This window comes from Pseudomonas sp. S30_BP2TU TE3576, from assembly GCF_050436025.1.
In the GTDB taxonomy this organism is placed as follows: domain Bacteria; phylum Pseudomonadota; class Gammaproteobacteria; order Pseudomonadales; family Pseudomonadaceae; genus Aquipseudomonas.
Genome location: NZ_JBNDLK010000001.1, coordinates 198,764 through 211,151, shown reverse-complemented (window position 1 = coordinate 211,151; position 12,388 = coordinate 198,764). Strand labels below are relative to the sequence as shown.

The following is a 12,388-nucleotide window of genomic DNA, read 5'->3' as shown; positions in this document are numbered from 1 at the left end:
CGGATCGCGATAAATCCAAATAATCCGGGACTCAAGAAGATGAACATCAAATGGCTGACTTTGCCGGCACTCGCGTTGCTGTGCTGCACCACGGGCGCCAGCGCCAAGGAATGGAAGGAGCTGCGATTTGGCGTCAACCCAAGCTACCCACCTTTTGAATCCACCACGGCCGATGGCGGGGTTCAGGGCTTTGGCGTGGATTTGGGCAATGCAATATGTGCCGAGCTGAAGCTCACCTGCGTGTGGGTCAGCAATGACTTCGACGGGCTGATTCCAGGACTCAAGGCCGGTAAGTTCGATGCCATCGAATCTTCGATGACCGTTACCGATGCGCGCAAAAAACAGATCGACTTTACTGATCGCCTGTACGCCGGACCGACCGCCATCGTCACCCGCAAAGACTCCGGACTGCTGCCGACCGCCGAATCGCTGCGCGGCAAAACCATCGGTTACATGCAGGGCACGATTCAGGAAACCTACGCCAAGGCCAAACTGGCGCCGGGCGGGGTGAAACTGCGGGCCTATCAGAATCAGGATCAGGTCTATGCCGACCTGGTTTTTGGCCGTCTCGATGCGTCGATCCAGGACAAGCTGCAAGCACAGATGAGCTTCCTGACCTCGCCACAAGGGGCCGAGTTCCAAAACAGCGAAGGCATCAGTGACCCGTTGGTGCCGTCAGAAATCGCCATTGGTGTGCGCAAAGACAACGAAGAGCTCAAAGGCATGCTCAATGCCGCCATCAAGGCCCTGCACGACAAGGGCATCTACGCGCAGATCCAGCAGAAACACTTCGGCGATCTGGACCTCTACAACAACTGATCCCTGCGCCCCGGTCGATGTATTGCAGCGACCGGGGCGCCTCAAGACAGGTGACTGGCGTGAACTCCTTCCTGAATCTGATCGGGGCCGATCTTTCGGCCCTGCAAGGCTATGGCCCATTGTTGCTGCATGGCACCTGGGTCACCCTCAAACTGTCAGCGCTCGCGCTGCTGGTGAGCATGGCGCTGGGGCTGCTTGGCGCGGCGGCCAAACTGTCGCCCCTGAAACTGCTGAATATACCGGCAACCTTTTACACAACGCTGATCCGTGGCGTGCCCGACCTGGTGTTGATGTTGCTGATTTTCTACAGCCTGCAAGGCTGGCTCAGCGCCCTGACCGAGGCCATTGGCTGGCCCTACATGGAAATCGACCCGTTTGTGGCCGGCATCATCACCCTCGGCTTTATCTACGGGGCGTATTTCACCGAGACCTTTCGCGGGGCAATTCTGAGTGTGCCGCGTGGGCAGCAGGAAGCCGCGGCGTGCTTTGGCCTGAGCCGCTGGCAGCGCTTTCGTTTCGTGGTGTTCCCGCAAATGATGCGTTTCGCCTTGCCGAGCCTTGGCAACAACTGGCTGGTGCTGCTCAAGGCCACGGCGCTGGTGTCGATCATCGGTTTGTCGGACCTGGTCAAAGTCGCGCAAGAGGCCGGCAAAAGCACGTTCAACATGCTTGATTTCCTGCTGCTGGCCGCCGCGCTTTACCTGCTGATCACCAGCGCTTCGAACTACGTATTGCGCGTGCTGGAACGGCGCTACAACCAGGGTGTACGGGGGATGGCGCGATGATCGAGTTGATTGCCGAATACTGGAAACCCTTTCTGTTCAGCGACGGTGAAAGCCTCACCGGATTGGCGATGACCCTGTGGTTGTTGGTGGCGAGTATTGCCATGGGTTTTTTCCTGTCGTTGCCCCTGGCGATCTTGCGTGTCTCGCGCAGGGGTGTTTTGCGTTGGCCGGTTCAGCTGTTTACCTACATCTTTCGCGGCACGCCGTTGTATATCCAGTTGCTGATTTGCTACAGCGGGATCTACGGCATCGCCGTGGTACGTTCGCAGCCTTTGCTCGAAGCGTTTTTCCGCGACGCCATGAATTGCACCTTGCTGGCGTTCACCCTCAACACCTGCGCCTACACCGTGGAAATTTTCGCCGGAGCGATCCGCAGCATTCCCTACGGTGAAATCGAAGCAGCACATGCCTATGGCCTGAGTGGCTGGCGCCTGTATCTGCAACTGATCCTGCCTTCGGCGCTGCGCCGCGCGCTGCCGTACTACAGCAACGAAGTGATCCTGATGTTGCACGCGACATCGGTGGCATTTACCGCAACGATTCCGGACATCCTGAAAATCGCCCGAGACGCCAATGCGGCGACCTTCATGACATTCCAGGCATTTGGCATTGCCGGTCTGCTGTACCTCGTGCTGTCGTTCGGGCTGGTCGCTGCGTTCCGCCTGGCAGAGAAGCGCTGGCTGAGTTTTCTCGGCCCAGCCCACTAAAATTCCATTTCTACCCAGAGCGGCGCTCGATGAGAGCGCGGCTCCAGGAGTATTCGCATGTACAAACTCACGGTTGAAAATCTGTATAAACGTTTTGCTGACAATGAAGTGCTCAAGGGTGTTTCGTTGAATGCGCGGGCAGGGGACGTGGTGAGCATGATCGGCGCGAGCGGATCGGGTAAAAGCACTATGCTGCGCTGCATCAACTTTCTGGAGCGTGCGGACGAAGGCGCCATTGCTCTGGATGGCGAGCGAGTTCTCACCCGTCAGGGCGTGGGCGGCATGCGCGTTGCCAACCCGAAGCAGTTGCAGCGTTTACGCACGCGCCTGGCGATGGTGTTCCAGCATTTCAACCTGTGGAGTCACCTGACCGTGCTGGAGAACATCGTGCTGGCGCCGTGTCGAGTCCTGGGCATGAGTCGCAAGGCCGCCGAAGAGAGCGCGCGGGCGTATCTGGACAAGGTCGGCTTGCCGCAACGGGTGGCCGATCAGTACCCGGCGTTTCTGTCGGGCGGGCAGCAACAACGGGTAGCGATTGCCCGTGCCCTGGCGGTGGAACCGGAAATTCTGTTGTTCGACGAGCCCACCTCGGCACTCGACCCGGAACTGGTAGGTGAAGTGCTGAAGGTGATTCAGGCGCTGGCCGAAGAAGGCCGGACCATGTTGATGGTGACCCACGAAATGGGCTTTGCCCGGCAGGTCTCCAGCCAGGTGTTGTTCTTGCATCAGGGCCGGGTTGAGGAGCAGGGGGATGCTACGATACTCGACCGGCCGAACAGTGAACGTTTGCAGCAATTTCTATCGGGTCGTTTGAAGTGAGGCAAGGCGTACATGGCGGATATCCGCGATCTGTCGATCGTGCTTGATCGTATCGATCAGGCAATCATTGAAGTGTTGCGCCACGAAGGGCGCATCACTTATCAAAAGCTGTCCGAGCGCGTGCACCTGACCCCCAGGCCTTGTCTGGAACGGGTGCGCAAGCTGGAACAACTTGGGGTCATTCGCGGCTATGGCGCGATTCTCGACGAGAAGAAACTGACGCCGGGGTTGTCGTTGCTGGTGCTGGTGGCGTTGTCGAACCAGAGCGGACGCGCGGCGCAAAAGGCCTTCGAGGCCAAGGTCCGTGCCTGCCCGCAGGTGCTGGAATGTCGCCTGATCAGCGGGGCGTTCGACTACAGCCTGCGCATGCGCTGCCGTGACATGGAGCATTACCGGGTGTTGACCGAAGTCTGGTTTGACGACCCGGATTTGCACATCGACAAACTGGTCAGCCACCCGGAGCTGGCGATGGTCAAGACCACGATGGAATAGGCACTGTGGGAGCGGGCTTGCTCGCGAAGGCGGTGTGTCATCCAGCATCAATGTCGACTGACACGACGCCTTCGCGAGCAAGCCCGCTCCCACATTTGATTTGTGTTGTTCACCGAATCGGCTGAAAGGGTCAGTATCTTCAACCGTTTTGATCACCGAAAAAACCGTTATCAACCGGGTTTTTCCCCCTTTGAAACAGACAATGAGCCTCTCTCGTCCCTCATTGAGTCTGTGCCCATGCAAACCACCAATACGGTTTTAATGATTCGTCCGACACGCTTCTCCTTCAATCAGGACACGGCGGCGAACAACCGCTTCCAGCGTCCGGCAACCGTTGCGGAAGACGTACAACTCAAGGCCCTTGCCGAGTTCGATGGCTATGTCGACGCGTTGCGTCGGCACGGCGTCGAAGTCCTGGTACATAACGATCGCGAAGCGCCGCACACCCCGGATTCGATCTTCCCCAACAACTGGTGGAGCAGCCACCCGGATGGCACCTTGGTGCTGTACCCGATGCAGGGCCACAACCGGCGCCTGGAACGGGACAAAGGTGTGCTCGACGGGTTGCTGGATGAATATCGGGTCGAGCAGGTGCTGGACCTGTCCAGCCTTGAAGAGCAGGGGGTTTTCCTGGAGGGCACCGGTAGCATGGTCCTGGATCGGCAACAGCGGATTTGCTACGCCGGGTATTCCACGCGCACCCACGCCCGGGCCCTGGACCAGTTAGTCACCCAATTGGGCTATGAACTGTGCGCGTTCAACGCGGTGGACCGCCAAGGCGTGGCGATTTATCACACCAATGTGATGATGAGTGTCGGGACCAGTCTGGCGGTGGTTTGCCTGGCGTCCGTGCCCCAACCGGGCGAACGTGCGGCGCTGCGTAACCGACTCGAAACCAGCGGCAAACAGGTCATCGCCTTGAACTGGGCGCAACTGGAGTCCTTTGCCGGCAACATGCTGCAAGTGCACAACGCAGCGGGCGAACCGCTGCTGGTGATGTCGCGCACCGCCTGGCAATCCCTGGACGCCGATCAGCGTCGCTTGATCGAAACTCACACCACGCCGTTGCCGGTGAACATCGACACCATCGAACGCATCGGTGGCGGTAGCGCACGTTGCATGCTGGCCGAGGTGTTCCTGCACAGGCATTCGTCCACCGAAGAACAAGTGCGATGATCGTCCGCCCGGCAACGACCGCCGGGCGAGATGGTAAGGCGCGGAGTTTGGCCGAAACCCATGATCGATGAATCATTGAGGTAGTGCAGTTACCAAATTAATTGTATAGCGCTCAATATAACTAAACTAAACAGTCATTTAGAATAGTTATAATTTTTGGTTATCAAGAGGAGAGGGGAGCTCACCTGATGAGCTAGGGTTAGCTCATCCTTGTTCACTATCTTCCAAATTTGTACGGTATCTTTCAAGGGCACGCTAATCGGAATGTGTAATCGGTAACAAGCCCCGTAAATCAAGGGCTCCAGCCATTTTCGACGCCCATTCAAAGGAGTATGCAATGGGTCATTTTCCAAGCTGGATGCTTCAAAGCGCTCACAATTACCTGAAAGCTGCTGAAGTTTTGGACGCGCAGAACCTGCCGCACGTTGCCCAGGTCAATGCGGCGATTGGTATGGAAATCCTGCTCAAGAGCTTTATTTCTGTGCCTGACCAGCATCAAGGTACATCCGGCGAAACCTACAAACTCGACGCCGTAGCGTTGGCCGCAGCTCACCAGCATCGGCAAAGCGCTAACAAAACCAGCCGTAAAAACCCTGATAGGTATGATTTGTTGACGTTGTTCGATGCGATGCCCGAAGCGATTCGTCGCAGCTTGGCCCTGGACAGTCAGGAAGATTCCTTAGAGAGATACCGCGACGTATTCACCAACAGCCGATATCCGTATGAGTCGAGCAGCTGGAAATTTTCCGATCCGGTACTGATGAGATTGCTGCGGTGGACGCTGGCCAACGTGGTTGGCTATTACAAGGAGCAAGGTTCGCAGGATCCATTCGTCCTGGATTACATCGCTGAGGTACAGGAGAGTGATCGAGGCCTGGGCCTGGCTTCAAATCTGTCCTGTCACTGTCCGCAACAAGCTATAGAAAGGTTCGCATAATGTATATTATGTTAAATCGTGTATTGAGACAGAGCCCCACAATTGGAGATTTTCTACGATCACCGATCTCGTTCTCAGCTTTCACCGAACTCCTTCGCCCGACCTGATCATCTCGTCCCCTTTTGAACGCGCCATCGCAACCGCACTACCAACCACAGAGCGCTTCCCTCACGTTCCATTCGAAACGTGGCCCGTTGAAGAGTTTACGTATTTGAGCCCAAATCGCTTTGCCGGCACTACACAAGCAGATCGAAAGCCACATGCAGAAAGTTTTTGGGAAAACGGTGACGCGGAGTTTACTGATGGCCCTGGCGCCGAGTCGTTCGATCATTTACTCGGGCGCGCAGATGCGATGCTGAGCAAGCTTGCGAATAGCAATGCGCAGAACATCCTGGTGTACAGCCATGGGCAATTCATCAGATCCGCTGCATGGCTGATCAAGCACGGAAGCCACGCTCGTTCATACGAACACATGCGTGAATTCCGAGCCTTCGATGTACGGGAACCGTTCAGAAATTGCTGGAGTTATCAGCTCGTGTTCGGTGACGGCAGATGGACAGTCAAATGCCAAATCGACTCGTCTGGCCAAGAGAGTTTTATCGACGAGTTCTGCACAAAATAGCGCTCTCGGAGCCACGATTTCAGCCAAGGATCGTTCTCCAACTTCGTGAGTTTTAACCTTTCGCCAGCAAGCCCGGTAGCTTCGGTGTAACGTGATTTTATGCATCGTAACAGTCGTAGGGTTACAACCAGAAAAGTGCGTTACAAGCCAATAAATACAGCGTCAAGAACTCAAAACTGTCATTCAAACCCCACTGCGTAACTGGCTCACTGGCACCTCAATATGAGGGCTGCCCTTCCGAAAGACCTAAGTCAAGCCGGGCGTGGCCCGAATGGGCGATTACCCCTCCTCCTCCTCAATTCAGTCTCCGATGTGGAAAGGGCACAAACCCACTAGACTTCCGGTGGAGCCCGCACCAGCTAAATTTACAACCCGCACTGCTAGGCCAACAACGATGCCTTACAGATGGGTACCCTGAGAACGGAGTAATGGATGCTTTATTTTCAGCAAATGTTAGGCACCGCCGTGTTTGCCATTACCGGATTGTTGGCTATCCAAAAGGTAGGTGTCGATCTGTTCGGGGCCGTAGTGCTGGGCATCATCACTGCTATTGGTGGTGGCACCATTCGAGACCTACTGCTCGATCAACCGATTTTCTGGATTGCAGACTTCAACTACATCTGGGTCGCATTGGTTACCTCACTACTGGCATTTTTTCTCACCAATAGATTGCACAAACGCTATCAGCTATTGCTGTATCTCGATGGTTTTGCGGCCGCACTGTTCGGATTAGTCGCTACTGAGAAAGTGATGGCATTACAACTTGGTGCACCTTTGGCAGTGATGATGGGCGTGCTGACAAGTATTGGGGGCGGCATAGCGCGTGATGTGCTAGTCGGCAGGACCTCGTTATTGATGTCACGTGAGATCTACGCCACGCCAATCCTGCTGGGTTGCATCCTATATGTCTTGCTGCGCGATATATTCCCGTCAATCCGGGTCGCCGGTTGGATCGCATTGATTCTCACCTCTGGATTCAGGTTTCTCGCCATTTATAAGGGGCTCCAAATGCCAGCGATTTTCTCCACCAAGCAGAGGTTAATTTGACGCTGATTTTCCTTAGCTGCGACGAGGGAGCTTCTACGAAAAATCACGTTACCATTGCCGAATCAGAAGCAATGGAGACCACACGTGAAAAAGCCACCTATGAAAATCATCATCGAAGAATGGGATGGTGACGGCGCGATTCGAATTCACGCCCCGCTCATGGGCCTGTCTGCGCGCGGCTTATCCCTTGAAGGTACTTCAGACATGGGGGTGCACTGTCAACGACACCAGTTTAAGCACAATGGGTCTGACGACGAGGATGCACAGGAATGCCGCAGGCATAGCTAATTGGTAGGCGCGTAACGTATTACTTAAAAACCCCTTATCAATGCCGGTATTGGCCGCTGTAATCACTAGCGACATAAGGAACGCCATAATCGTCGCCATGTAAAAGGCGAACACATAGGGCGTCGCACGAGACGGAAACTTACGAAGGCTGAAGGCCAGTGGGCTGGAGGTTTTTTTGCGGTGCATTGTTTTTTCTCTTCGGGGTACTGAGGACAGCTACCTTAGCAAGATCAAAAAACGTCAACTAGACGATCATTCGTGGTTACTTTATAAACGATTACTTATGAATAACCCTGTTTGGCGAGCAAAGATGAATCTGTTAGGGGCGATTGAGAGCTTTATCAAAGTGGTCGAAATAGGCTCAATTGTGGGGGCCGCCAAATCGCTGGGAGTCAGTGCGGCAGCTGTTAGCCAAACCCTCAGTCGCCTGGAAACTCACCTGAACACCCGCCTTCTCCAGCGCACCACCCGTAGCATGGCGCTAACCGAGAGCGGCGCGGTGTACTACGAAAAGGTCAAACGTATCGCAATTGATCTGGAGTCGGCACAGAGTTCGATAAGTAGTGCAAAAACCGAGCTCCAGGGACGGCTGGCCATTGCGTCGACCTCAGCGTTCGGCCGGCACGTGCTTGCACCGCTCATCGCTGGTTTCGCCGTACGCTACCCACGCCTTATCCTTGAATTCTCAACGACAGACCGCAAAATAAATCATATCCAAGACGGCATTGATCTGAGTCTGCGCATAAAACCGCAGCTGGAAGAAGGCATCGTCGCCCGTAAGATTGCCTCTGTTCCATTCATCGTTTGCGCCTCAGCCGACTACCTGAAACGTGCTGGTAGGCCCTCTTCCCCCGATGATCTCCAGCAGCATGCCTGCCTTGCATTTCGCTACCCACTAGATGGACGTTTTTTGCGTTGGAGTTTTATCAAGGATGGGCACCAGTACGACGCGGCAATCAATGCAACCACTATAAGTAACGATGTCGATGCCTTAGCACAAATGGCAATCAACGGGGCGGGGATCGTCCGCTTGGCTGAGTTCGTGGCGGCGCCCTATATCGAATGCGGCCACCTGGTACCGCTGTTTGAACATAATTCAACATCCAGTTACCCCTACGCTGAACCCTTGGATATTTACGCCTGCGTCCAAGAGCGCGCCGCGTTCACACCAAAGGTCAAAGCTCTTATGGATTACTTGGTTGAGCAACTGGAAGATCGCTGGTCTCCAGATAATTCTTTCAGCGCGCAAACCAATCGAGGCCCGATCGAGCGTTGTGAATGATCTGATCATTCCTTTCTAGATCTAGAGCAGCAAGGACTTAGCATCGTAACACTTTAAGTCGACGTGCCGCACGACGGCACGTCAGATGGCCTACGCTTAAAAACGCAACTTTAAGTGTTAACAGCCCCAGTCCGTCTTTCCTTACAAAAAAAGGCCCTCTCAGGGCCCTTTTGTACTCAAATCAAAATCACTTGATCAGCCAGGACTCGACAGTGACCGGCCGTACAATCCGATCTCGGATTGCTACCCTGACATCTTCCACTGAGGAACCACGATGTCGGACGCAGACTACTCCCTTCCCTACTCTTCAAGATCAATCAGAATCAATTGGCTCTCGAAGCCGCAATCATGGGAGTTCACAGTCTGGGTCGAGCAACGAGGATCGGCGGTGGTCGCTGGAAACGTTCGCGGTGCACTGATTGCAATCAACAGAAACGAAGAGTTCATCAATATGACGCTTGCGGTGCTTATGACGCCTGAGTGAGTAGATTTCGAGTTTGTTAAGCTAGCCTGGCCCATTGGCCCGAAGAGGCGACTTCCCATTGACGCTACTCCTTACCGTAACTTAGCTACGGGGAGGCGATGACTCGAGCGTAGAATGATTTGAACACAACTTCTCCTCTCACCACCAGCGAGGTCTGCCAGGTACTGATGGACGTCGCGCTCGGCAAACGCATCATGATGCGAAGTTCCATCCAGTCCTGGAACGAAATCTATAACGACCACATGCCTGTTGAGATCGATGGCTGGCGGCTCACGCTTTTCAATGATTGCGACAGCCTGGATTACTGCGAGGAGTGCTGGTCGTCTGACGGCCGTGTCGGGTCTCTTGAAACCTGGCAGCGTTATGGCACTGATCCTGTCGACCTATTGGTGGCTGGGAACGTGAGCAGCTTGAGCGCCTGCTGAATGCGCTCTGACCTATCATTTAGCGTCGTTGGTCGATCCCGCTATCATGCAGGGCGTAGATCACGAATGTAGATAACGCTATGCCAAGATTGTCATTCGCCGTCAGAATTTTGTTCGCATGCTGTCTTTTAATCGCAACCGCTAATCACATCAGTGCAGACGTTTCACATGGATTGCTCTGGGACTACGGATACGGGCCTAGCACTTACTTGGCCAGCCGTATTTTCTGGGGGGCGCTTACGTTTTTTGACCCGCTTGCAGCACTGCTACTTTTTATCAAACCAAGAGCCGGAATCGTGCTTACGGCAGCGATTATTTTGGTCGACGTAGCCCATAACACTTTTTACGTCGCATTGAAGCAACAGTGGCTGGAGCCGTTCTACTTGTCCCAGGCAGCATTCCTTATCATTGTATTCCTACTGTCACCCATCGCTTGGAATGGTCCTACTCGAGACGTAGCGCTCAACAATCCAGTCCGAGTGTGATTCGCTCCACACGCCTGCCGACGCAGCGGGCGAGTAAGACTACCGAGCTGCCGCCGCACAAGTGGGCGCTCGCTTAGCCACTCAAGGTGTGTTGGAAGGACGCTTTGATCGTTCATCAGGGGGGGCGCCGAACGGCCGAACCTGCCGTTCGACAACTGCGCGCAAATCGTTGAAAATCGTGACCCACGCTAGGAGCGAACGAAGAGAGATGCACTGTTTGCCACCCATGTGGGTGATAAACTATCGAATCGACGGAGCGAGGACAAATGATCGGGGTATTTGATTCTGGTAGCGGTGGACTGACGGTCTTCAGAGCGCTTCGGGAGGCCTTTCCTAATCAGCGTTTCGTCTACTACGGCGACCACGGCAACGCACCTTATGGCAATCGAGATGCCGACACGATCTATGAGTTCACAGTATCTTCGTTGGAGCGACTCTTTGAGTTGGGGTGCTCGCTGATCGTCGTCGCCTGTAACACGGCAGCCGCAACCGGCCTCCGTCGTCTTCAGCAAACATGGCTTCCAACTCGTTACCCGGACAAACGAGTGATCGGCGTTATCGTCCCAATGGTGGAAGCGATGACTGGTGTTCCTTGGTCAGCCGAATCCGATAGTGGCTTGCAAAACCACGGAAAGAAGACCGTGGCCGTCTTTGCAACTCGCTATACCGTTGAAAGTCGAGTATTTGTCGAAGAGACAGCGAAGCGAGCGCCGAATGTTAACCTCGTGCAGCAAGCTTGCCCTAGTCTCGTTAGACTCATTGAGGCAAATGCCCCGGTGCGGGATCTCAGGCGCGCCGTCCGACGTTACGTGACACTGTTAATGCGGCGATTAGGCGATGAACGCTTAGACGGGGTATTTATTGCTCGGCTGCACCCATTATCCGTTGATCGAAGATCTGTTTGCGGAGGCCATCCCAAACGATGTCGAGATTTTCTCTCAACCAAAAGTGACGGCAAACAGTCTTGCTGGTTACCTAGCACGTCATCCCGAATTCGCATGTGGTCACGAGCCAGGCGCCACATTCTGTACATCGACCAATCCGGAACATATAACAAAGCTCGCGTGGCGATTTTTGGGCGACGCCAGCATGCAGTTTAATGCATTGTCTTGAATCCGGCCGTGGGCACTCGACGCTAGAACTGGCTTTTCGCGGGCTCGCTACGCAGCGGAAAACGAGCGGCTGCGATCATGAGCTTGATCCAATCGGCACGGCTCAATGGGCATGATCCATATGCTTATCTGAAGGACGTTCTCACGCGGCTGCCGACGCAGCGGGCGTGTGATATTGCAAACCTGCTGCCGCATCAATGGGGCCCCAGTAACCAGGCAAGGTGCTTGAGCAAATCTAGGTGAGCTAGAATGCCGGATGCACAGACCTCAAGGACGCACGATGATATTGCAACACAGGCCAGTGAAGGCTGATGACATTAAAACTATCTGTAGCTTTCCCCTGAACACTCGGGAACTGTTTTATATGTTCCCGAAAGCTCAATACCCTCTGACTGAAGCTCAGCTGTCTAACGCTATTACTCAACGATTCGACTCGACGGTTGTCGAGACCCGGAACAGCGTCGTCGGCTTTGCTAACTTTTATCGGGCTGAAACGGGTGGGGTTTGCTGTATCGGCAATGTCATCGTTGCCCAAGAGGCACGAGGTAAAGGTGTGGCGACCTTCATCGTGGAGACGATGACAGCTCTGGCGTTCGACCGCTATGACGCCACAGAGGTGCAGATCTCGTGCTTCAATGAAAATACAGCAGGCTTGCTGCTTTATGCAAAATTGGGCTTTTTGCCCTTTGCTGTCGAAGAGCGAATTTCCTTGGATAGTCGTAGATCGGCACTCATCCATATGACCCGCAGCAGAGCGGCCCGACCATAATACTCACCTTGAAAGCCCGCTTAATGCAGCTGCTTTCAGGTATTCAGTTCGCTGCTTTGGTTCTGGTGTGTCAGTGCTGAATGGGCAGCACTGTGCAACCTAGGATCAAGGGGTGGGATTACCGGACGCTTAAATTCTG

Annotated in this window: 14 protein-coding genes and 2 pseudogenes; 15 read left to right on the top strand and 1 reads right to left on the bottom strand. The window is 54.5% G+C overall.

Translation table 11 applies throughout. The features are described 5' to 3' along the window. Window positions 1-39 precede the first annotated feature (39 nt). The 9 genes from ABIA48_RS00860 (at window position 40) to ABIA48_RS00820 (ending at window position 7,404) form a co-directional block, all read left to right on the top strand. Window positions 40-819 (top strand): transporter substrate-binding domain-containing protein, encoded by a 780-nt coding sequence (locus ABIA48_RS00860; protein ID WP_007997301.1) that lies wholly within the window; start codon window positions 40-42, stop codon window positions 817-819. Window positions 820-836: 17 nt separating this feature from the next. After that, window positions 837-1,604 carry an ABC transporter permease gene (locus ABIA48_RS00855; protein ID WP_429486534.1) on the top strand — a complete coding sequence of 256 codons (768 nt, stop codon included), beginning with the start codon at window positions 837-839 and terminating at the stop codon, window positions 1,602-1,604. Continuing rightward, window positions 1,601-2,311: an ABC transporter permease gene (locus ABIA48_RS00850; protein ID WP_429486532.1), complete on the top strand. Its 711-nt coding sequence runs from the start codon at window positions 1,601-1,603 to the stop codon at window positions 2,309-2,311. Before ABIA48_RS00855 ends, ABIA48_RS00850 begins: the two co-directional genes overlap by 4 nt. A 57-nt stretch (window positions 2,312-2,368) precedes the next feature. Beyond that, a complete protein-coding gene (locus ABIA48_RS00845) occupies window positions 2,369-3,130 on the top strand; it encodes an ABC transporter ATP-binding protein (protein ID WP_429486531.1) in 762 nt (253 codons plus the stop codon). Window positions 3,131-3,142: 12 nt separating this feature from the next. Beyond that, complete coding sequence (locus ABIA48_RS00840; RefSeq protein WP_007974731.1) at window positions 3,143-3,622, top strand: Lrp/AsnC family transcriptional regulator; 480 nt, start codon at window positions 3,143-3,145, stop codon at window positions 3,620-3,622. A gap of 237 nt (window positions 3,623-3,859) precedes the next feature. After that, complete coding sequence (gene ctlX, locus ABIA48_RS00835; protein WP_429486529.1) at window positions 3,860-4,798, top strand: citrulline utilization hydrolase CtlX; 939 nt, start codon at window positions 3,860-3,862, stop codon at window positions 4,796-4,798. Between the two features lie 337 nt (window positions 4,799-5,135). Then, window positions 5,136-5,735, top strand: coding sequence for a hypothetical protein (locus ABIA48_RS00830; RefSeq protein WP_429486527.1), 600 nt, complete (start codon window positions 5,136-5,138; stop codon window positions 5,733-5,735). Between the two features lie 22 nt (window positions 5,736-5,757). Next, window positions 5,758-6,357, top strand: a complete 600-nt coding sequence (locus ABIA48_RS00825; RefSeq protein WP_429492763.1) for a histidine phosphatase family protein — start codon at window positions 5,758-5,760, stop codon at window positions 6,355-6,357. Between the two features lie 432 nt (window positions 6,358-6,789). Continuing rightward, window positions 6,790-7,404 carry a trimeric intracellular cation channel family protein gene (locus tag ABIA48_RS00820; RefSeq protein WP_429486526.1) on the top strand — a complete coding sequence of 205 codons (615 nt, stop codon included), beginning with the start codon at window positions 6,790-6,792 and terminating at the stop codon, window positions 7,402-7,404. Between the two features lie 198 nt (window positions 7,405-7,602). Here the strand turns inward: ABIA48_RS00820 and ABIA48_RS00815 are convergent, their stop codons facing one another. After that, window positions 7,603-7,878 carry a DUF2798 domain-containing protein gene (locus tag ABIA48_RS00815; RefSeq protein ID WP_429486524.1) on the bottom strand — a complete coding sequence of 92 codons (276 nt, stop codon included), beginning with the start codon at window positions 7,876-7,878 and terminating at the stop codon, window positions 7,603-7,605. A 124-nt stretch (window positions 7,879-8,002) separates the two neighbouring features. Here ABIA48_RS00815 and ABIA48_RS00810 point away from each other — a divergent pair, with 124 nt between their 5' ends. The 6 genes and pseudogenes from ABIA48_RS00810 (at window position 8,003) to ABIA48_RS00785 (ending at window position 12,249) form a co-directional block, all read left to right on the top strand. After that, window positions 8,003-8,974 carry a LysR family transcriptional regulator gene (locus ABIA48_RS00810; RefSeq protein ID WP_429492761.1) on the top strand — a complete coding sequence of 324 codons (972 nt, stop codon included), beginning with the start codon at window positions 8,003-8,005 and terminating at the stop codon, window positions 8,972-8,974. 261 nt (window positions 8,975-9,235) lie between these two features. Next, a pseudogene (locus ABIA48_RS00805) lies at window positions 9,236-9,458 on the top strand (hypothetical protein). A 119-nt stretch (window positions 9,459-9,577) separates the two neighbouring features. Next, complete coding sequence (locus ABIA48_RS00800; protein WP_429486522.1) at window positions 9,578-9,883, top strand: DUF7693 family protein; 306 nt, start codon at window positions 9,578-9,580, stop codon at window positions 9,881-9,883. A gap of 751 nt (window positions 9,884-10,634) precedes the next feature. Continuing rightward, a complete protein-coding gene (locus tag ABIA48_RS00795) occupies window positions 10,635-11,468 on the top strand; it encodes a glutamate racemase (protein WP_429486520.1) in 834 nt (277 codons plus the stop codon). Window positions 11,469-11,481: 13 nt separating this feature from the next. Further along, window positions 11,482-11,723, top strand: a pseudogene (locus ABIA48_RS00790) (transposase domain-containing protein); the annotation flags it as partial. Between the two features lie 37 nt (window positions 11,724-11,760). Beyond that, on the top strand, window positions 11,761-12,249 hold the full coding sequence (locus ABIA48_RS00785) for a GNAT family N-acetyltransferase (protein ID WP_429486518.1): 489 nt from the start codon (window positions 11,761-11,763) through the stop codon (window positions 12,247-12,249). The last annotated feature ends 139 nt before the right edge of the window (window positions 12,250-12,388 follow it).

What these genes read in the sequence shown, in the direction of transcription:
- ABIA48_RS00860 (WP_007997301.1), top strand. Translation starts at nt 40, where the DNA reads ATGAACATCAAATGGCTGACTTTGCCGGCACTCGCGTTGCTGTGCTGC.
- ABIA48_RS00855 (WP_429486534.1), top strand. Translation starts at nt 837, where the DNA reads ATGTATTGCAGCGACCGGGGCGCCTCAAGACAGGTGACTGGCGTGAAC.
- ABIA48_RS00850 (WP_429486532.1), top strand. Translation starts at nt 1,601, where the DNA reads ATGATCGAGTTGATTGCCGAATACTGGAAACCCTTTCTGTTCAGCGAC.
- ABIA48_RS00845 (WP_429486531.1), top strand. Translation starts at nt 2,369, where the DNA reads ATGTACAAACTCACGGTTGAAAATCTGTATAAACGTTTTGCTGACAAT.
- ABIA48_RS00840 (WP_007974731.1), top strand. Translation starts at nt 3,143, where the DNA reads ATGGCGGATATCCGCGATCTGTCGATCGTGCTTGATCGTATCGATCAG.
- ctlX (WP_429486529.1), top strand. Translation starts at nt 3,860, where the DNA reads ATGCAAACCACCAATACGGTTTTAATGATTCGTCCGACACGCTTCTCC.
- ABIA48_RS00830 (WP_429486527.1), top strand. Translation starts at nt 5,136, where the DNA reads ATGGGTCATTTTCCAAGCTGGATGCTTCAAAGCGCTCACAATTACCTG.
- ABIA48_RS00820 (WP_429486526.1), top strand. Translation starts at nt 6,790, where the DNA reads ATGCTTTATTTTCAGCAAATGTTAGGCACCGCCGTGTTTGCCATTACC.
- ABIA48_RS00815 (WP_429486524.1), bottom strand. Translation starts at nt 7,878, where the DNA reads ATGCACCGCAAAAAAACCTCCAGCCCACTGGCCTTCAGCCTTCGTAAG.
- ABIA48_RS00810 (WP_429492761.1), top strand. Translation starts at nt 8,003, where the DNA reads ATGAATCTGTTAGGGGCGATTGAGAGCTTTATCAAAGTGGTCGAAATA.
- ABIA48_RS00795 (WP_429486520.1), top strand. Translation starts at nt 10,635, where the DNA reads ATGATCGGGGTATTTGATTCTGGTAGCGGTGGACTGACGGTCTTCAGA.
- ABIA48_RS00785 (WP_429486518.1), top strand. Translation starts at nt 11,761, where the DNA reads ATGATATTGCAACACAGGCCAGTGAAGGCTGATGACATTAAAACTATC.